The 18451-nt window shown below is 67.9% G+C and carries 16 protein-coding genes; 7 read left to right on the top strand and 9 right to left on the bottom strand.

The features are described 5' to 3' along the window. Window positions 1-111: 111 nt before the first annotated feature. Complete coding sequence (locus R3A49_04900) at window positions 112-1665, bottom strand: ABC transporter substrate-binding protein (protein ID MEZ5170070.1); 1554 nt, start codon at window positions 1663-1665, stop codon at window positions 112-114. A 157-nt stretch (window positions 1666-1822) separates the two neighbouring features. On the opposite strand from R3A49_04900, the gene arfB reads away from it, so the two are divergent. Next, a complete protein-coding gene (arfB, locus tag R3A49_04895; protein MEZ5170069.1) occupies window positions 1823-2236 on the top strand; it encodes an alternative ribosome rescue aminoacyl-tRNA hydrolase ArfB in 414 nt (137 codons plus the stop codon). Here arfB and R3A49_04890 read toward each other — a convergent pair. Together R3A49_04890 and R3A49_04885 are read right to left on the bottom strand one after the other, a co-directional pair. After that, window positions 2206-3489 carry an alpha/beta hydrolase gene (locus R3A49_04890; protein ID MEZ5170068.1) on the bottom strand — a complete coding sequence of 428 codons (1284 nt, stop codon included), beginning with the start codon at window positions 3487-3489 and terminating at the stop codon, window positions 2206-2208. The two genes, arfB and R3A49_04890, sit on opposite strands and share 31 nt — an antisense overlap. A 24-nt stretch (window positions 3490-3513) precedes the next feature. After that, the gene (locus R3A49_04885; protein ID MEZ5170067.1) at window positions 3514-4680 is read right to left on the bottom strand and encodes an alpha/beta hydrolase; all 1167 of its coding nucleotides are present in this window, start codon (window positions 4678-4680) and stop codon (window positions 3514-3516) included. A 148-nt stretch (window positions 4681-4828) separates the two neighbouring features. Here R3A49_04885 and R3A49_04880 point away from each other — a divergent pair, with 148 nt between their 5' ends. The 5 genes from R3A49_04880 (at window position 4829) to R3A49_04860 (ending at window position 10560) form a co-directional block, all read left to right on the top strand. After that, complete coding sequence (locus R3A49_04880) at window positions 4829-6109, top strand: ABC transporter substrate-binding protein (protein ID MEZ5170066.1); 1281 nt, start codon at window positions 4829-4831, stop codon at window positions 6107-6109. A 65-nt stretch (window positions 6110-6174) separates the two neighbouring features. Then, window positions 6175-8160, top strand: a complete 1986-nt coding sequence (locus R3A49_04875; GenBank protein ID MEZ5170065.1) for an ABC transporter permease — start codon at window positions 6175-6177, stop codon at window positions 8158-8160. Continuing rightward, complete coding sequence (locus tag R3A49_04870) at window positions 8157-8915, top strand: ABC transporter ATP-binding protein (GenBank protein ID MEZ5170064.1); 759 nt, start codon at window positions 8157-8159, stop codon at window positions 8913-8915. Before R3A49_04875 ends, R3A49_04870 begins: the two co-directional genes overlap by 4 nt. Continuing rightward, window positions 8912-9658: an ABC transporter ATP-binding protein gene (locus tag R3A49_04865; protein MEZ5170063.1), complete on the top strand. Its 747-nt coding sequence runs from the start codon at window positions 8912-8914 to the stop codon at window positions 9656-9658. The genes R3A49_04870 and R3A49_04865 overlap by 4 nt, the downstream gene beginning before the upstream one ends. Next, window positions 9655-10560, top strand: a complete 906-nt coding sequence (locus R3A49_04860) for an SDR family NAD(P)-dependent oxidoreductase (GenBank protein MEZ5170062.1) — start codon at window positions 9655-9657, stop codon at window positions 10558-10560. The genes R3A49_04865 and R3A49_04860 overlap by 4 nt, the downstream gene beginning before the upstream one ends. Window positions 10561-10589: 29 nt before the next feature. Here R3A49_04860 and R3A49_04855 read toward each other — a convergent pair whose 3' ends face one another. The 3 genes from R3A49_04855 to R3A49_04845 form a co-directional block, all read right to left on the bottom strand. After that, a complete protein-coding gene (locus R3A49_04855; protein MEZ5170061.1) occupies window positions 10590-12203 on the bottom strand; it encodes a class I adenylate-forming enzyme family protein in 1614 nt (537 codons plus the stop codon). 35 nt (window positions 12204-12238) lie between these two features. Next, window positions 12239-13774 (bottom strand): aldehyde dehydrogenase family protein, encoded by a 1536-nt coding sequence (locus R3A49_04850; protein MEZ5170060.1) that lies wholly within the window; start codon window positions 13772-13774, stop codon window positions 12239-12241. Between the two features lie 70 nt (window positions 13775-13844). Next, window positions 13845-15059 (bottom strand): acyl-CoA dehydrogenase family protein, encoded by a 1215-nt coding sequence (locus tag R3A49_04845; GenBank protein ID MEZ5170059.1) that lies wholly within the window; start codon window positions 15057-15059, stop codon window positions 13845-13847. A 74-nt stretch (window positions 15060-15133) separates the two neighbouring features. On the opposite strand from R3A49_04845, the gene R3A49_04840 reads away from it, so the two are divergent. Beyond that, entirely contained in the window at window positions 15134-16138 is a 1005-nt protein-coding gene (locus R3A49_04840; protein MEZ5170058.1) for a TIGR03617 family F420-dependent LLM class oxidoreductase, read from the top strand. Window positions 16139-16147: 9 nt separating this feature from the next. Here the strand turns inward: R3A49_04840 and R3A49_04835 are convergent, their stop codons facing one another. From R3A49_04835 to R3A49_04825, 3 genes are all read right to left on the bottom strand, one after another. Further along, entirely contained in the window at window positions 16148-16741 is a 594-nt protein-coding gene (locus tag R3A49_04835) for a MarR family transcriptional regulator (GenBank protein MEZ5170057.1), read from the bottom strand. A 100-nt stretch (window positions 16742-16841) separates the two neighbouring features. Further along, complete coding sequence (locus tag R3A49_04830; protein ID MEZ5170056.1) at window positions 16842-17612, bottom strand: ABC transporter ATP-binding protein; 771 nt, start codon at window positions 17610-17612, stop codon at window positions 16842-16844. Further along, window positions 17609-18403, bottom strand: coding sequence for an ABC transporter ATP-binding protein (locus tag R3A49_04825; protein ID MEZ5170055.1), 795 nt, complete (start codon window positions 18401-18403; stop codon window positions 17609-17611). The genes R3A49_04830 and R3A49_04825 overlap by 4 nt, the downstream gene beginning before the upstream one ends. Window positions 18404-18451: the final 48 nt, after the last annotated feature.

The raw sequence follows: 18451 nt of genomic DNA, 5'->3' as shown, positions 1-18451 counted from the left end.
GTCCCCCCAGATGCCCTGCCGGTTCCACGGGCGTGACGTGTGTCACATCCCGGATGTACCGGCGCAACCTACTACCTGTCGCTCACGACCGGAAGACGCCGATGGCTCGCGTCAGGGCGCCAGCCAGATGGGGTACACCTGCACCTGGCTGTTGAACACGGGAGCGCCCGGCGTCCCATCGGGGAACTCCCACACACCGACGCTCTCGAGGTCCTTCTGGAACCCCACGACCCAGGTCGTGTGCTGGAGCCACAGGTAGGGGAGGTCCTCGTTGAGGTACTCGGCGACCTTGCGGTACTCGTCCCTGCGGACCTCGACGTCGTCGGTGGCCCGTCCGGCCCGGAGTGCCTCGTCGATCCGCGGGTCCTTGTTGCGCGCGAAGTTGGTCGACACGGCACCTTCGGCGTTCTTCGAGAACCACCAGTGAGACTCTCCGTCGGGGTCCGGGGAGTTGAACTGCCGCCAGACGAGTGCCTGGTAGTCGCCACCGAGGACATCACTGATCAGCGTGGCCTGCTCGGAGTTGTAGGGGTCCACCTCCACGCCGATGTCGCGCCACTGCTCCGCAAGGATGTCCTGGGTCCGCTCCGCTTCGGGGGCGTCGGTCGTCCCGAAGCGGAACGACAACGGTTCGCCGGTCTCCTCCTCGTACCGGCCCACGAGCTCACGGGCACGGTCGGGGTCGTAGTCGGGGAACTCGACTCCCTCGGGGTGCCACGGTGACTCCTCGGGCCACGGGCTGTCTGCGAGGCGCGTGATGCCGGTGGGGTTCGTGACCGAGTTCCAGCTGTCGCGGTCCATTCCGAGCGCCAGGGCCTCCCGTGCGACCGGGTTGTCGAAGGGCGGCTGGGACACGTTGAGCATCACGAAGCTCTCGTCGGTCGAGAACTGTGTGAGTGACTCGAGATTCGGGTTCTCCTCGATGGCCACGACGTCCTCGTCGTTCTGCGAGATGGTGAGATCCAGTTCACCGGTCTCGAGGGCCTGAACGCGCTGAATCGTGTCGGGCACGATGCGGAACGTGACCCTGTCGAGGTACGGGTACGGGTCGCGCCAGTAGCCGTCGTTGCGCACCACGACGGTCTGCGCGTCGAGCGTGCGTTCCTCGAGGACGAACGGCCCGCTGCCGACGGGCGCCTGGGGATCGGAGTCGGGGGCACCGAGCCACTCGGGGTCACCGATGTAGCCGGGTTGGCCGGCGAGGTAGAGCGGCAGTGAGGACCAGGGTTCGTCTGTCGTGAGCTTCAGTGTGAGGTCGTCCACGACTTCGGGCTCGTTGAGCCCTGTCAGAACGGGTCCGACCAGGATCGAGTTGATGACGTTGTCGAGGTTGAACTTGACAGCCTCGGCGTCGACGGGGTTACCGCTGGAGAACGTGATGCCCGGCCGCAGCCTGATCGTCCACTCGGTGAAATCGTCGTTGGGCGTGATCGACTCCGCCAGGTAGGGGTGCCACATCCCGTCCTCGTCGATGCTCGTGAGGGGGTCCATCAGCGCCAGTGCCATCTGGACGGTGGCGGGTCCCCACTGGCTCGTGGCGGGGTTGAAGCCGTCACCCTCGGCGTCGAGGCCGATCACGATCTCACCGCCGGGTTGTGGTGGTCCGGCGCTGGCCCCCGACTCGCCGCCGGAGTCGTTCCCGCTGTTGCACGCAGACGCGATCATGGTGGCAGCGAGAAATGCTGCGGCACACCGCCCGGCGGCCCGGCGGGTGTGCGATCGGCTGGTGGCCGGCTGTGGGGCGTTTCGGGACCGTGGCAAACCTTCTCTCCCCGATGAGGTGGTCGAGCGTGCGACGAACCGTATCCCGTAGCGTCAAGGCGTGGAAGCAGGCCTGCAGATAGGTCGCACACTCAGCATTCCCGAGGCTGAGTTGACCTGGCGCACCACGCGCTCGGGTGGCCCCGGTGGACAGCACGCCAACACGTCCGACACGAGGGTCGAGGTCAGCTTCGACGTGGCCGCGTCGGCGACGCTCAGCCGTCTCCAGAGGGAGCGCCTTCTCGAGCGCCTGGGCCCGACGGTTCGTGCGTCCTCGTCGGACACCCGGTCGCAGGCGGAAAACCGCCGCCGGGCAGGTGAGCGTCTCGCAGTGAAGATCGAGGAGGCGTTGCGTCCCGACAAAGCTCGGAACCCGACGCGTCCGACGAAGGCCAGTCGTCGGCGCCGGGTCGAGGAGAAGAGGCGTCGGTCCGATCTGAAACGTCAGCGCCGCCGCCCGACCTCCGACGACTGACGCTGGCGAACGTCGATCCGGTCGAGGTAGCGGGAGTACTCGTACATGAGGAAGCGGCTGATGGCTGCCACGGTGTGGCTCGTGCGTACCGACCAGAAGATGTCGAAGGCGTGCTGCCCGCCGGGCAGCTCGGCGTAGGGGACCGGGTTCTCCACGATGTCCCGTACCACCGCCACAAAACGGCGCGTCTCGCTCACCGGCAGGAGCACGTCCTTGTCACCGTGGATGATGAACATCGGGGGAGAGTCCGGCCTGAGCCACGCAGCCGGCGACGCCTGCGTGTAGAGGTCGGGGTTCTCGCCGCGATCGGCTTTCATGACGATGCGGTCGAAGAACCTCACGAAGCCCTCGCCCCACTTCTTCTCCTCGAAGTCGCGGACGTCGTAGAGCCCGTACATGGGAACACCGGCCTGAACATCGGTGTCGGCGTCCTCGAAGCCGGGTTGGAAGACCGCCTCGTTGCCGGTGAGCGTCATGAGTGCCGACAGGTGGCCGCCGGCCGATCCACCGGTGGCGGCCACGAAACCGGGATCGCCTCCGAACTCCGTGATGTTCTCCCGTATCCAGACCAGCGCCCGCTTGGCGTCGACCAGGTGGTCGGGAAAAGCCACTCTCGGGCTCAACCGGTAGTTGATCGCCACACACACCCAGCCCTGTGCGGCGAGGTAATGCATCAACGGCTGGGCCTGCTGCTGCTTGTTGCCGATCGTCCACCCGCCACCGTGGATCTGCAGCAGCACGGGCGCGTTCTCGACGCCTCCCCTGGGTCGGTAGATGTCGAGCCGGTTGCGCCGCCCGGCGGGGCCGTACGCGACGTTGCGGATGCGCTCGACATCACGTTCTCCGAACAGCAGCGGGAAGATCAGGTGCCGCCACCGGAGATCGTCGGTGAGACGCTCCGAGAGCTCAGGTCGGATTCTCGAGCGGTAGTCGTCGCCGAGGGCGTCGGTCAGCGCGCGCTCCATGACCGTGTGGGTGTGCATCGACTGACGGACGATGAGCACGAGGCCGGTCCACGACACCAGAGTGATCGCCAGCCCGAGCCAGCCGGGCCACATCTCGAAGGCGCCGAGGTATGCGAACACGACCGTGGCCACGGCCTGCCAGGCGATGTGGAAGCCCGCCATCTCGATGGTGATCCAGCTCGCGAAGAAGCTCGGAACGACCGCCGGCAGGAGGTGTCGGGACGGTATGTAGGCGTTCAGTGTGAACAACGCCCCCACGATCGTGACGGCGAGGAAGACCCACGGCATGGGCCCATTCTGCCAGCCGTCGAATCAGTTCTCCTCGTCGAGGGTGAGCGTGACGCCCTCGAAGGCGCTCTCGATACCCTTCTCGAACCCCGTCCCGGGCTCCTCGAGGCCGAAGACCTCCCGGAGCTGTGCCACCAGGAAGTGGTTCGTGACATCCCATCCGAGCTCCGAGTCCAGTGCCTCGGGCTGGCACCCGTCCTCGCCCAGCACGAGGAGGCTCTCGGGAACGGGGAGTCCGAGGTCGCGGGCGATGGCGACGACGCCGCCTCCCTCGGTTCCGATCTCGCAGATCTCGGTGAACGCGTTCAGGTGGCCGACGTCGTCGATGACGACGAGGCGCTTCGGCCCGGGGGCGCGGTCATAGGTCGCGCGGGTCCACGCGGGCTCGATGACCATGTCGATGGCGCCGGCCAGGTAGAGCGACGGCTTGTCAGGGGTGTCGAGGCCCGGGAACTCATCGTCGCCTTCCCCCGAGGCCGCCATCGGCACGTAGGTCACGACGTCGTCCTCTGCGGCGAACGCGATGGCGGCGCCACCTCCGGCTGAATGACCCGTCACGGCGATCTCGTCGGTCGACACGATGCCTTCGAGGACGCTGTCGGAGCGCTCGTTCTCCGCGCTCACGAGGTCGACGACCTCGCGGAGCACTTCGGTGTCGCTCTTGTCGCTGCCGACGTCGACGCCGAACTGTGACTCCAGGCCACGCTCGAGGTGGTCGGTGGATGCCACCACGAAGCCCCAGGAGGCGAGGTGGTCGGTGATCGCCGTGGAGGTCGTGCTGAAACCCCCGAAGCCGTGGCTGAAGAGCACGAGCGGGAACGGCCCGTCGTCACTGGCGGGGACGTCGCGGTACGCCTCGCTCACGTACGGCGGGTTGATGTCCTCGGGGATGATCGTCTGGATGGCTTCAGGGATGCTGTCGCGGATGTAGTAGACGGCCTCGTCGACCCCCTGGGTGCCGGCGGGGTACCAGACCTCGACCTCACGGTCGGGGAGGTCGAGCGTCGTGACCCCGGCGGCGTACGGGCCCCGCTCGGAGAAGAGGGTCACGCCCTCGACGGCACCCGTGTCGTCGGACTGTGTACTCCCGTCCGATGATGTGCCGCCGCTGTCGCACGCACCGGCGGCGAGTGCCAGGGCGAGGAACGCGGCGACGGCCCCGGTGATGGTCCGACCCGATCGTGCGCGCACCGGGCGGGATCCTAGATGGCGGGGACGGTCGCAGCACGGCGGCGGGGTGGGCGACGTACCAGGCGGCCTGACGCTAGAGTCAGGTCCGGTCTTTCGGACATCACGGCCCGCAGGGCCCAACACGGACGACGCGTGGCGGGGGGAACCAATGCGCAGAGGACTGGTCGTCTCACTGATGGTGGTCGCACTCACCGCCGCCGCATGTGGGAACTCGGATTCGGGAAGCGGAGGCGGCGACAACCCGCCCGACGACGACGGGATGCAGACCGCTGTCGATCAGCCCGGCGTGAGCGACTCGCAGATCTCGGTCGGGGTCGTGGCGTCGACCACCAACCCGCTGGGCGGCAACTACGGCACGATCGCCGACGGCGTCCGTGCCTACTTCGAGAAGGTCAACTCCGAGGGGGGCGTCTTTGAGCGTGACATGGTCGTCGGCTCCGAACGCGACGACCAGCTCGGCAACAACCAGGCCGAGGTCCAGGCGATGCTCACCCAGGACGACGTCTTCGCCATCTTCGTGGCCACGCTCTCGTTCTCGGGTGCGGAGCTCCTCGCCGACACGTCGACGCCGGTCTTCGGCTGGAACATCAACCCCGAGTTCGCCGGCCCCGAGAACTTCTTCGGCGAGCGGGGCTCCGAGCTCTGCTTCGGGTGCCCGCAACCGGTGCTGCCGTACATCGCCCAGGAGCTCGGCGTCGACAAGGTCGGTACACTGGCCTACAACGTGCCCCAGTCGGCGGCCTGCTCGGAAGGGGTCGAGGCGTCGTTCGAGGAGTTCCCGACCGCCGAGGTCGCGTTCGTCGACACGACCCTCCAGTACGGCACCACCGACTACAGCGCCGACGTCACGAGAATGAAGGACGAAGGCGTCGAGCTCGTGGAGCCCTGCATGGACTTCAACGGGGTCAACGCGCTCCTCCAGGAGATGCGCCGACAGGACTACGACCCGACCATGTTCCTGCCCAACTCGTACAACCACGAGTTCATTGCCGAGTTCGCCGATCTGTACGAAGGTCAGATCGTTCTCACGGCCTTCGCTCCCTTCGAGACCGAGGACCCACCCCCGGGCCTCGACGACTTCCTCACGTGGATGGACGAGATCGGTGCCGCTCCGACCGAGCCCGCCGTCGCCGGCTGGGTCGGCGCCCAGGAGCTCGTGGAGGCGATCCTCGAGACGGGGCCCGACTTCACGCAGCAGAAGGTCATCGACGCGATCAACGGCTTCGACGAGTTCACGGCCGACGGTCTCCTGCCCGGCCTGATCTGGCCCGAGCAGCACACGGAACTGAACCCGGAGCAGGACTGCTCGGCGCTCAGCGAGGTCACCGACGGCGGCTTCCGGCCGCACCCCGACTTCACCGAGCCCGGGAAGCCCTTCGTGTGCTTCCCGCGTGACATGACCGAGCTCGAGGACCCGACGTTCCAGTAGCAGCGGACCGGAACCGACACGGCGATGAGCTCTGAGACGATGCCGGGCCCGCCCGGTCCGCTCTCGTGACCGAGTTCGTCGACTTCGCGATCGGGGGCGTCCCGGTCGGGTGCGTCTTCGCCCTCATGGCCGTCGGCGTCGTGCTGGTCTACAAGACCGCCGGTGTCCTCAACCTGGCCTTCGCCGCGCAGGCCTTTGCATCGGCCGCGCTCTACTTCCAGTTGCGCAAGGAGTGGGACTGGCCCAACATCCCGGCCTTCCTGCTGGCGGTCGTCGTGGTGGCACCGGCGATCGGCTTCGTCCTCGACCGGTTCCTCTTCCGGCACCTCCGCACCGCCCCACCGGCGGCGCGGCTCGTGACGTCCCTCGGGCTCCTCGTGGCCATCCCCGAGATCGTCAAGATCGTCTTCTTCTCGAAGGACGCCTACATCGCGGGGGGAACCCGCTTCAACAACTTCGGGCCACCGACGATCGCCCCCGACCCCGCCCGCGTCTACACCTTCAGGATTCCCGGGCTCGGCGACCACTCCCTCGACGGCAACCAGGTCACGACGATCGTCATCACGGTCGTCGTCGTGGTCGGCCTCACCCTGCTGTTCCGCTACTCGCAGATCGGCCTGCGGATGCGCGCGGTCGTCGAGAGCCCACGCCTGACGCAGCTCCACGGCATCAACGCCGACCGCATCGGATCGGTGGCGTGGATGCTGTCGAGCTTCGTGGCAGGTCTGGCGGGGGTCCTGCTCGCCCCTCTGTTCGCCCAGGTGACGGCGGAGAGCTATCTGACCCTTCTCGTGGCAGCGCTGGCGGCGGCCGTGTTCGCCGGTCTCACCAGCATCCCGCTCGCCCTCCTCGGCGGGATCCTGCTCGGGGTCACGCAGTCGGTCCTGTCGGGCTACCTGCCGACCAGCAGCGTCCTGGCGACAGGGCTCCGCCCGGCCCTACCGTTCTACGCGCTGTTCCTGCTCCTCGTGTTCTGGCCACTCCTGCGCCGCGGACGCGAGGCGTCGGATCCCCTGGCCGGTGTCGACCCGCCGCCCCCCGGGCTGGCATCGGGCACGCGCAGCCACACGATGAGCGTGGTGACCTACGCCTTCTGGATTCCTGTCATCGCGGGCTTCGTGCTGGTCGCCCTGTTCGTGCTCGACAGCTACTGGCTGCTGATCATGACGCAGGCGCTGATCTTCTCCACGATCTTCCTGTCGATCACGGTCGTGACGGGAATGGGTGGGCAGGTCTCCCTGTGCCAGGCGACCTTCGCCGCCGTGGGCGCTTTCACGACCGGGCAACTCGTGGTGCGCTACGACTCGAGCGTTCTGCTGACCATGGCCATCGGCGCCGTGCTGGCCGCCCTGGTGGGCGCTCTCCTGGCGCTACCGGCCCTGCGACTGGGAGGTGTCTACCTGGCGCTGGCGACACTGGCGTTCGCTCTCGCGTTCGAGAGCGTCCTGGTCCCCCTGGACTGGGTCGGTGGTGGGACGTCACTGCTCCGGGTCCCACGCCCCGTCATCGGGTCGATCGACTTCGCCGACGAGCGCGCCTGGTTCCTCCTGTGCCTGGTTGCCCTGGGAGTCGTGTCCACGTTCGTGGTGTTCATCCGGCGCGGCACGACCGGTCAGTTCCTCGACGCCATCCGCGGCAGCGAGCCCGCAGCCGCGTCGATCGGCATCAACCCCTTCCGAAGCAAGGTCATCGCCTTCGCCATCTCGGCCGGGATCGCCGGACTCGGGGGATCGCTCCTCGCCATGCACAAGGGCCAGGCCAACCCGTTCGACTTCGTGCCCTTCATCGGGCTCTTCTGGGTGGTGATCGTCTCCACGCTGGGTACGCGCACGGTCCAGGGGGCGGTGATGGCCGGCTTCTCACTCATGCTGGTACCCGAGGTCCTGAACGGCCTCGGACTTCCCGGAGCGTTCGCCTTCGTCCTCTTCGGTCTCGGAGCGCTCACCTACGCCCGCCACCCCGAGGGAGTCGTCGAGTTCCAGACCCGACGCGTCGTGGGATGGATCGACCGGCGTTTCAGCCTCGATCACCGTGAGGAGCTGCGCTCATGACACTGCTTCGTGCAGAGTCGATCGTCATGCGTTTCGCGGGCATCCTGGCGCTCGACGACGTGTCACTCTCCGTGGAGGCCGGGGAGATCGTGGGGTTGATCGGCCCGAACGGAGCGGGGAAGACGACGTTCTTCAACTGCGTCAGCGGGATGGTCCGCCCGACGGACGGCCGTGTCCTCCTCGACGGGCGTGATGTGACACGTACCTCCGTTCACCGGCGGTCCCACCTCGGAATGGCGCGGACCTTCCAGCGCATGGAGCTGTTCGGGGGTATGACCGTGAGCGAGCACATGCTCGTGGCCGAACGTGCCCGGAACGCGAGCGGCAGTCTGGGGCGCGACGTGCTCGGTCGGGGACGTCCGACGGCGGACGAGCAGGCACGGTGTAAGACGGTGCTCTCACTGCTGGGCCTGGAGGCCGATGCGGACCGCCCGATCGAGGCCTTGAGTCTCGGCCGGGGACGGCTGGTCGAGCTCGGGCGCGCCCTCATGACAGAGCCGACGTTGCTGCTGCTCGATGAGCCCTCATCGGGCCTCGACGTGACCGAGACCGAGGAGATGGGCGAGGTCCTGCTCCGGATCCGCGACGAGCGTGACACCGCCATCCTGCTCGTGGAGCACGACGTCGAGATGGTCCGCCGCTTCACCGAGCGTCTCTACGTCCTCGACTTCGGCACGCTCATTGCGGAGGGCCGCACGGCGTCCGTCATGCAGGATCCCGCTGTCCAGAAGGCCTACTTCGGAGACCTCGTATGAGCGACCCCGGCGCCGCGCTGCTCGAACTGCGAGACGTGGACGCGGGCTACGGACCGTTCCGCGCGCTGTTCGGTCTGTCCCTGGAAGTACGTGAGGGACGGGCGCTGGCGCTCCTCGGGGCCAACGGCGCCGGGAAGACGACCGTGGCGCGTGTGTGCTCCGGCCTGGTTCGCCCCACGTCCGGGCAGGTCCTGGTCGACGGGATCGATGTCACCGGGACAGCACCGTTCGAGCTCGCCCGTCGCGGCGTGATCCAGGCACCCGAGGGACGCTCCGTGTTCGCCACGCTCACCGTGGAGGAGAACCTCGTCCTGGCGTTTCGGCGCTTCGAGGGCCGCGCCGCAACGGCGGCGTCCGTCGAGAAGGCCTTCGACGTCTTCCCACGCCTTGCGGAACGACGCCGACAGAGGGCGGGCACCCTGTCGGGCGGCGAACAGAGGATGCTGTCGCTGGCCCGCGTGCTCGTGCAGCCACCACGTCTGCTCATCGCCGACGAGCTCTCGCTCGGCCTTGCTCCGATCGTCGTCGACGACGTCTATGCCACTCTGGAAACGATCCGCTCTCACGGGACCACGCTGCTCATCATCGAGCAGCATGTGCACCAGGCGTTGAACGCCGCCGACGACGTGGCCGTCCTCGTGAAGGGACGCGTCACCTACGAGGGTGCCGTAGCGGGCCTCGGTGACGTCACCGACGAGTTGCTGCCCGGCGACGACGCCGAGGGAGGAGCCGGGGAGCCATGACGGAACAGGGACTGCTGGTCGGTCGTGTCGCACTGGTGACGGGTGCCGGACGTGGGATCGGACGCGACATCGCACTGTGCCTGGCGGGCCAGGGTGCACGGGTGGTCGTCAACGACATCGGTGCATCGCTCGACGGGCGCGAGGGCGCCGAGGATCCCGCGGCCGACGTCTGCGGTGAGATCTCCTCCGCCGGCGGTGAGGCAACCGCCGACCACGAGTCGGTCACGGACTTCGAGGGCGCCGGTCGGATGGTCGACCGTGCTCGTGAGACGTTCGGCCGCCTCGACATCGTCGTCAACAACGCGGGAATCGTGCGTGACCGCACACTCGTGAAGATGACCGAAGAGGACTTCGATGCTGTGGTCGGCGTTCACATGAAGGGCACCTTCAACGTCGCCCGTCACGCTGCTCCCGTGATGCGAGAACAGGAGTACGGACGGATCGTGAACATCACGTCCTCGGCGGGCCTGCGCGGGAACTTCGGGCAGACCAACTACGGCGCGGCCAAGGCGGGGATCATGGGCATGACCTTTGTGTGGGCCCTCGAGCTCGCGCGCTACGGCATCACCGTCAACGCCGTGGCGCCGGCGGGCGCGACGCGGATGACCGCAGCATTGTTCGAGCGCTCGGGAACGGAGCCACCGCCGGAACAGGACCCGGCTCTCAACGCACCGTTGATCGCGTTCCTGGCCTCGGAGTCAGCCGGCCACGTGAACGGCCAGATCCTCGGTCGGAGTGACTACGCCTACACGCTCTTCCAGACGCCCCGCCCCATCGCCTGGATGGAGCGCGAGGGGGGATGGACGCCCGGGGCGGTCGCCGACTCCTTCGACAGGACGCTCGGGCTGAACCTCCAGCAGGTCGGGATGGTCATGCCGACAGGGATGGGCCGCGACGACTGATTCCTCGCACGGGTCAGTGGATCTATCGGCTACAGGAGGGCGCGCAGCGGTTCCAGGCGGATCTTGCCCATCGGGGTCCGCTCGAAGCTTTCCACGAGTATGAACTCGTCGGGGACCTTGTATCGAGCGAGGTTCCTGTGGCAGTGGGTGGTGAGCTTCGCAGCGATCCCGAAGTCGGCGTCATCGGTGGCGCCGGGCTCGGGCTCCACGAACGCAACGACGCACTCGCCCAGACGCTCGTCGGGTCGGCCCAACACGGCGCAGGCCGCCACGGCAGGGTGGTCATGCAGGACCCGCTCCACCTCGGCTGGGTACACGTTCGCCCCGCCACGGATGATCATCTCGCCCCGTCGGCCGGACAGGTGGAGACCACCGTCGTCGTTCATCACTCCGACGTCACCGGTGTGCAGCACACCACCGGCGAGTGTCCGCTCGGTGTCGTCGGGTCGGCCCCAGTACCCGAGCATCGGCGTGTAGACGCCCTTCCATTGACCCGTCGTGGCCGGGCCCACGCACACCTCCCCTTCCTCGCCCGTTGGTAGCACCGCGTCGTGCCCGTCGCGCACGCTGATCTCGACGTGGGGGAGCGCCACGAAGGTCTCGCCGCCCTCCACGGTTTTCGTTGTGTCGGTGAGAGCAACCGCCGAGGGTGCCTCGGTCATCCCGTAGCCGTTCAGAAGGATCCCACCGAAGCGCTCCTCGTAGAGGCGTCGGAAGGCTCCCGGGAGCTCGGCTCCACCGACGCCCGGTCGCGTCAGCGAGCGAAGCCACTCGTCGGGGATCTCGTCGTGGGTGAGGAGGTCGTGCAGTTGGGCGGGAACCGACGAGAAGCTGTTGATCCGCTCGTCGCGGATCAACTCGGCCATTCCGACGGCGTCGGTCCGGTCCATCGTGACGCAGACGGCGTCGTTCTGGAAGGAGACGAGTGGGTGCATGATCATCAGGTTGAGGATCGTGAGCGGGAGGCACACTCCCTGCCGCGAGCCGGGTTCCACCATTCCAGCGGCGCGCTGCATCGTTCCGGGGAGCAGGAGGTTGTGCTGCGAGTGGACCGCTCCCTTCGGGAAACCCGTCGTCCCCCCGGTGAACGCGATCGCGGCCGGGGCGAAGGGATCGACATCGATGTCGGGGCGATCCGGTTCCGCCTCGGTGAGGAGCGCGGACCACTCGCCGGCCCCTGTCTCGTCGACCGTCACCACCTCGTCGAGCGACGCGGGAAGGCCGACGCTCGAGTGCATCCCCTCGAGCATCGCCGTGTCGGTGAGCAGTATGGAGGTACCCGTGTCCTCCATCATGTACGCCTTCTCGGGCGGGGCCAGGGCGACGTTGATGCCGACCCAGACGGCACCGATCCTCATGGCTCCGAGGAAGGCGATCACGATGTCGGGATGGTTCCCGAGACACGCAGCGACACGCGTTCCGGGAGAGGTGCCGAGGTCGATCAGCGCTCCCGCGGCCCTGTCGACAGCCGCATCCAGTTCGGCATAGGTGTAGCGCCGGTGGCGACCGACGAGTGCCTCCGCGCGGGGCCGCTCGGCGACGGGGCGCGCCAGCACGTCCGCAACCGTCTGCGGGCCGCCACCGGGGATCCGCGGTCGTCGTCCCGACGGCCGGAGACCGGCGTCGGCACCGTCGCTGCGCATCGACCGATTGTGCCGTCTTCGGTTCCGGCGCCCGCTCAGGACCGGCGCCCGACGAGTGCAGCGACCTTCGCGCGTATCCCCACGCTGTAGACGGCACCAAGACCCCGGTGAACCACGTTGGGATCAGGGCGGTTCCCGGTGAACATGCCGGCGGCCAGACCGGGCAGGCGGGGGAAGCGCGACTCGACAACGGACCGGGCGTGGGAGAACTCCCGAAGTCCCTCCTCTCCCTGGAGGCGCCCAAAGCCGGAGTTCTTGACGCCGCCGAAAGGGAGTGCGGGAATGCCCGAACCCACCAACGCATCATCGACGTTGACGCTTCCGCTCATCAACCGCGAGGCGATGGTCCGCGCCTCCGACGCGTCGTCCGCGAACACGCTGCTGCTGAGCCCGTAGTCGCAGTCGTTGGCGAGCCGAACCGCTTCCTCCACGCTCCTGACCTTCACGATCGGAAGGACCGGCCCGAACGTCTCCTCCGCCATCAGGTCCATCGAGGGATCGACATCGACGAGCACCGTTGGCTCGAAGAACTCCTCGCCCAGGTCGCTTCGACGCTTCCCGCCTGTGAGGACGCGCGCTCCCTGCTCCTCGGCGCGCCGGACGATCTTCTCGATCCGCGCGGCGGCTCCGGGTTGGGTGAGGGAGCCGACGTGGTCGGATGGTGCCGTACCCTGACGGAGCTCAGCGGTGGCTGCCAGGGCAGCGTCGACGAACGGTCCGTACGCCCCGGGTGTCGTGAAGACCCGTTCGATGGCCATGCAGGTCTGACCGGAGTTGCTGAAGGTCCCGCCGACGGCGGATCGTGCTGCCCGCGCCACATCGGCACCGTCGGTCACGATCATCGGGTCCTTCCCTCCGAGTTCGAGCACGACCGGGGTGAGGTTGTCAGCGGCGGTACGCAGGATGTGACGGCCGGTCGCGGCACTCCCCGTGAAGGCGATCTTGCCGACGTCGGAACGCACGAGCGCCTCCCCCGTGACGGCTTCACCTGTGACGGCACGCACCAGCTCATGACCACTCGCCGCGAAGACCTCCGCCACGATCTGACCGGTGACCGGCGTGAGCTCTGACGGCTTCATCACGACGGTGTTTCCGGCCGCCGTGGCGAACGGCAGGATCTGGAACGGGATCCCCACGGGGTAGTTCCACGGCGTGATAGCGGCCACGACGCCGTAGGGGGAGTATTCGACCCAGGCCCTCTTCACGAGCACGGGCGACGTGGGCACGCGACGCCGTCGGAGCGCCCGGTTCGCATGTCGGAGGGCGTAGGTGAGGTGGGTGCACGCTGCGACGACCTCGAAGACGGCATCCGCGTGAGGCTTCCCGGTCTCGGCCGAGATCGTCTCGGCGAGCTCTCTGCTGCGGTCGACCAGTGCCTGGCGGACCCGGAGCAGCGCCGCCGCGCGCTCACGGGCGTCGAGTGCACCCCACTCCGCTGCTGTGTGGTGGGCCTCCGCAACCACGGCGTCGACCTCAGCCGCGCTCATCACGGGCACCTCGCCGACGACGTCGCCCGTAATCGGATTCAGGGAGCGGATCGTGGCGTTGTCGACGGCGGCCAGTGCGCTCATCGGCTGCTCCTCTCGGTGACCGGCGGACGAACCCGGCCGGTGGTGCCGCGGGTGCGGGTGTCCGGGTGTCTCAGGCGTCGACGCGGGGCTCCTTCGGGAGCCCGAGCACGCGCTCACCCACGATATTGCGCATCACCTCGTCGGTGCCGCCGGCGACGCGCATACCCGGAACACCGTTGACGAGCTCCGACCAGGAGTAGGACCCCCACTCACCCGTGTCGGCGCTGAGGCGTGGGCCGAGGATCTCGGTCATGGTGGCGACCAACCGCTGGAAGTTCATCGTCAATGCCAACTTCGCGATCGACATCTCCGGCCCGGGGAGCTCCCCTGCTTCGATCCTCGAGAGAGCCCGCTGGTTGGTCAGCCGCGACACCTCGCTGTGGATCCACGTGTCGACCAGTCTCTGCCGCACGACGGGGTCGTCGACGTCGGTGTAGTGACGGGCCGTCTCGATAACTCGCGTCATGTCGAGGGAGCCGCCCCCTCCCTTCGCTCCGATCGAGGCCCGTTCGTTCATCAGCGTGGTCAGAGCCACGCCCCACCCCTCATCGACATCGCCCAGACGGTGCGAGTCGGGGATTCGCACCTCCTCGAAGAACACCTCGTTGAACGACGAGCCCCCCGTCATCTGGCGAAGCGGCCGGATGTCGACACCCGGCGCGTTCATGTCGACGAGGAACATCGTCAAACCCTTGTGCTTGGGCTTGTCGGGCGACGTCCTCGTGATGATCTCGCCGATCTCGCTCACATGCGCACTCGAGGTCCAGACCTTCTGACCCGTCACGACCCACTCGTCGCCGTCGCGGATCGCCCGTGTCTGGATCCCCGCCAGGTCGGACCCCGCAACGGGCTCGGAGAAGAGCTGGCAGCCGACGATGTCGCCGCGATGGAGGGCGCGGAGATACTTCTCCTTCGCCTCGGCGGTCCCGTGAGCCAGGATCGTGGGGGCGACCATCCCGAGCCCGACGGCCAGAAGCGCCTGGCTCGGAACGTCGTATTCGCCTTCGAGGGCGCGGAAGGCACGCTCGTGCTCGTCGGTGAGCCCGCGGCCGCCGTACTCGGGTGGACCGGTGATCCACCCCAGTCCCGCGTCGAAGAGTGCCGCGCGCCAGTTCTTCACCCTTTCCAGCTCGCGCGCCTCCTGCTCCGGGGTCTTCTCCTCGAGGATGCCGGCGTTGTCGGATCCCCGGCCCCACACGAACTCGTCGGCGGTGCTGCGTTGCGCGTTGGCGTCGAGGAACGCGCGGGCCTCGTCGGTGAACTCGTCGATCGTGGGAACGGTCATGGGCGTCCTTGGTGGGAGGGAGACTCCTAAGATACAAAAGATCTAACTGTTTGGCGACAGGAGCAGCTGTGAGAGTGGATGCCGGGCTGGCCGCGGACCTGGAACGCGTCCCCACCGATGTGCAGGATCTGGAAGGCCGGGGATACGACGGAGTCCTCACCGCCGAGGTCGCGAGCGACCCGTTCCTGCCCCTCACTCTGGCGGCCGAGCACTCGAACCGTGTAGAGCTTCGAACGAGCATTGCGGTGGCGTTCGCGCGAAACCCGATGCTCCTGGCCTCTGTGGCCCACGACCTTCATCGTTACTCGCACGGCCGCTTCACGTTGGGCCTCGGTTCGCAGATCAAGCCCCACATCGAGCGGCGCTTCTCGATGCCCTGGTCGAAACCGGCCGCCCGGATGCGGGAGATGGTGCTCGCCCTGCACGCCATCTGGGACTGCTGGAACGAGGGAGCGGCTCTCGACTTCGAGGGCGAGTTCTACCGACACACGCTCATGACCCCCTTCTTCAGTCCCGAGCCCACGGGGTTCGGGGCCCCCAAGGTCGCGGTGGCGGCGGTCGGCCCCCTCATGACGGAGGTCGCGGGGGAGGTGGCCGACGGCCTCCTGGTGCACGGCTTCGCGACCGAGAGGTCCCTGCGGGACATCACGATGCCTGCACTGGAGAAGGGCCTCCGTTCATCGGGTCGGTCACGGGCCGACGTGGAGGTCGTGGGCCCGATGTTCACCGTGACCGGCCGTTCCGAGGAGGAGCTCGCCCGGGTGGCAGCCGCGACACGGGAGCAGATCGCGTTCTACGCCTCGACACCCGCCTACCGGCGGGTCCTCGAACTCCACGGATGGGGCGAGCTGCAGACGGAGCTGCGCTCCCTCACGAAACAGGACCGGTGGGCGGAGATGGGTGACCTCATCGATGACGACATCCTCCACGCATTCGCCGTGGTCGCCGAACCCGACGACGTGGCCCGGGAGCTCCTCGGCAGGTACGGTGACCTGCTCGACCGGATCAGCTTCTACACCCCGGGATTCGACCACCGCGACCTTCCCGCCGGGACCGTGGCAGCACTCCAGGCGGGCTGAGACACGCCGTCACGACGCCGCTTCGGCCTCTTCGTCGCGCCCGACCCCGACGGCTGCGAGGAGGTCCTCGTGGAACTGCATCCACACCGTGTGGTACGAGTCGCAACGCGGGGACGCGAACCACTCGTTCTCACCGTCCTGCACCCGCCGAAGGGCATCCCTGAGCCGGGACCGGTAGTCGCCGAAACGGCTGACCTTTCTCCCGAGGCGCCGGACGAGCGGGCCGGCTCTCTCGTCGAGTGCAGCGAGACGGTCGATGACGGCCCAGTCGTAGGCCTTGTCGCTGTGGTCGTTGGGAGCGCCACCGCTCGTCACCTGCCAGTCGTGGCAGACCTGGAGCAGCTCCCGGTTCATCGGGAGGAAGTTCTCGTACGTTCGGCGCGCAGCGTTGCGCTCCTCGGAGTCGTCGGGGAGCAGGGCCCACGCGGCATGTGCTTCGCGACCCGCCGGCGTGAGCACGAGGAAGGAGGCTTTGCGAGCGATCAGCCCTGATGATTCGAGGTCGTCGGCGCGGGATTGGCCGTCGGCGTCGAGCATCCCGCGGAGGCGTATCTCGTGGAGCAGACGCCAGGCGTCGTCGGTGAGGTCGGGATCGCTCGGCACGGTCGACACTGTAATGCCCCGGCCAAAATCAGCTCAATAATCTGTATGATTGCTGTTGCCGGGGAACGATCCGACCGTCCGGGGGGAGGACCCACCCACCTCAGAAGCCGCTACGACCGAGGTAGCTGGCCTCGAGCCGGTCGGTGGCGGTCGACAGCTCCATGGCTGTTCCCTCGATCTCGATACCGCCCTTGTTCATGACGTAGGCGCGGTCGGCCACCTCGAGGGCGACGTGGACGTGTTGCTCCACGACCAGGACGCCGGTGCCGGTCTTCTCGGCGACGTCGCGCAACACCGGGACGAGATGTTCCACGATGATGGGAGCAAGCCCCAGACTCATCTCGTCCACCATGAGGAGCTTGGGGCGTCCCACGAGCGCACGCGCGAGTGCCAGCATCTGCTGCTCGCCTCCCGACAGCAACCCCGCTCGCTTGCGGAGATGAGGCTCGAGCGCCGGAAAGAACTCGAGGGCATCATCGATGTCGACCCGGGATCCCCGCGTGCCGAGACGCAGGTTCTCACGGCCACTCAGCCCGAAGAAGAGCGAGCGGTCCTCCGGGACGTGGGCGACACCCCGACGTGCCGTCACGTAGGGCCGACGTGTCGACGCCGGCCCACCGACAACCGTGATCGTGCCGCCCATCGGGGCGATCAGGCCCGAGATCGACAGGAGCGTCGTTGTCTTGCCGGCACCGTTGGGGCCCAGGAGAGCGACGACCTCGCCCGCACCGACGTGAAGCGAAACGTCGCGGACGACGGGGACACCGTCGTAGCCGGCTGTCAGGCCGTCGACATGCAGGACGCGCCCGTCGAGTCCTTCGTGTTGTGGGCGGGAGGGCCCCGGACCAGGCGGTGTGCCGGTGTGGCTCACGCCGGGGTCGTCCCCGTGGTGGGGGCAGGGTCGTCGGCGGGGGACCCGCCCTGCTCACCGAGGTACGCGGCAACGACAGCCGGGTCGCGCTGGATGGCGTTCGGCGGGCCACATCCGATGACCTTCCCGAAGTCGAGGACCCAGATCGGGTCGCACACCCCGAGAACGAGGGCCATGTCGTGGTCGACCATGAGGATCGTGATGCCGTGCTCCGTGAGGGTCTTCAGGCGCTCACCCAGCTCGATGCTCTCCTCCGAGTCGAGGCCGGCGGCAGGCTCGTCGAGGACCAGGAGCCTGGGATCGCCTGCGAGCGCACGCCCGACGCCGACCAACTTACGGACACCGTGCGGAAGCTCCGTGGGCATGCGATCGGCCACATCGGTGAGGTCGAGCAACTCGAGGGCCCCGTTCACGTCCGGGTCCGACAGGCCCGACCGGGGCCGCACAGCGTCGACGAACATCGACCACCACATCGGCTTCTCGTGACTGACGAGCAGGTTCTCGCGCACGGTGAGGTCGTCGAAGAGCTCGAGGGACTGAAAGGTGCGCACGAGCCCGGCGGCGGCTCGCCGGTGAGGGCGCGCCCGGACGAGGGCCCGCTCGGCGAAGCGGACCTCACCCCGGTACGGAACGAAGCCGGTGATGGCGTCGACGAAGGTCGTCTTGCCGGCGCCGTTGGGGCCGATGAGGCCGACGAAGGAGCCCTCCTCGACGGTGAGCGAGACGTCGTCGAGGGCGTGGAGCCCGCCGAAGGTCACCGAGAGATCGCTGGTTTCGAGCAGTGGTGCCATGCGCCCCCCGGGAGGCCCGGCCGGGCACTCCAATCATCTGACGGAATA

This window comes from Acidimicrobiia bacterium (genome assembly GCA_041394025.1).
Lineage (GTDB): Bacteria > Actinomycetota > Acidimicrobiia > IMCC26256 > JAOSJL01 > JAOSJL01.
The sequence above is the reverse complement of the archived record's forward strand: the minus strand, read 5'-3'. Positions and strand labels throughout refer to the sequence as shown.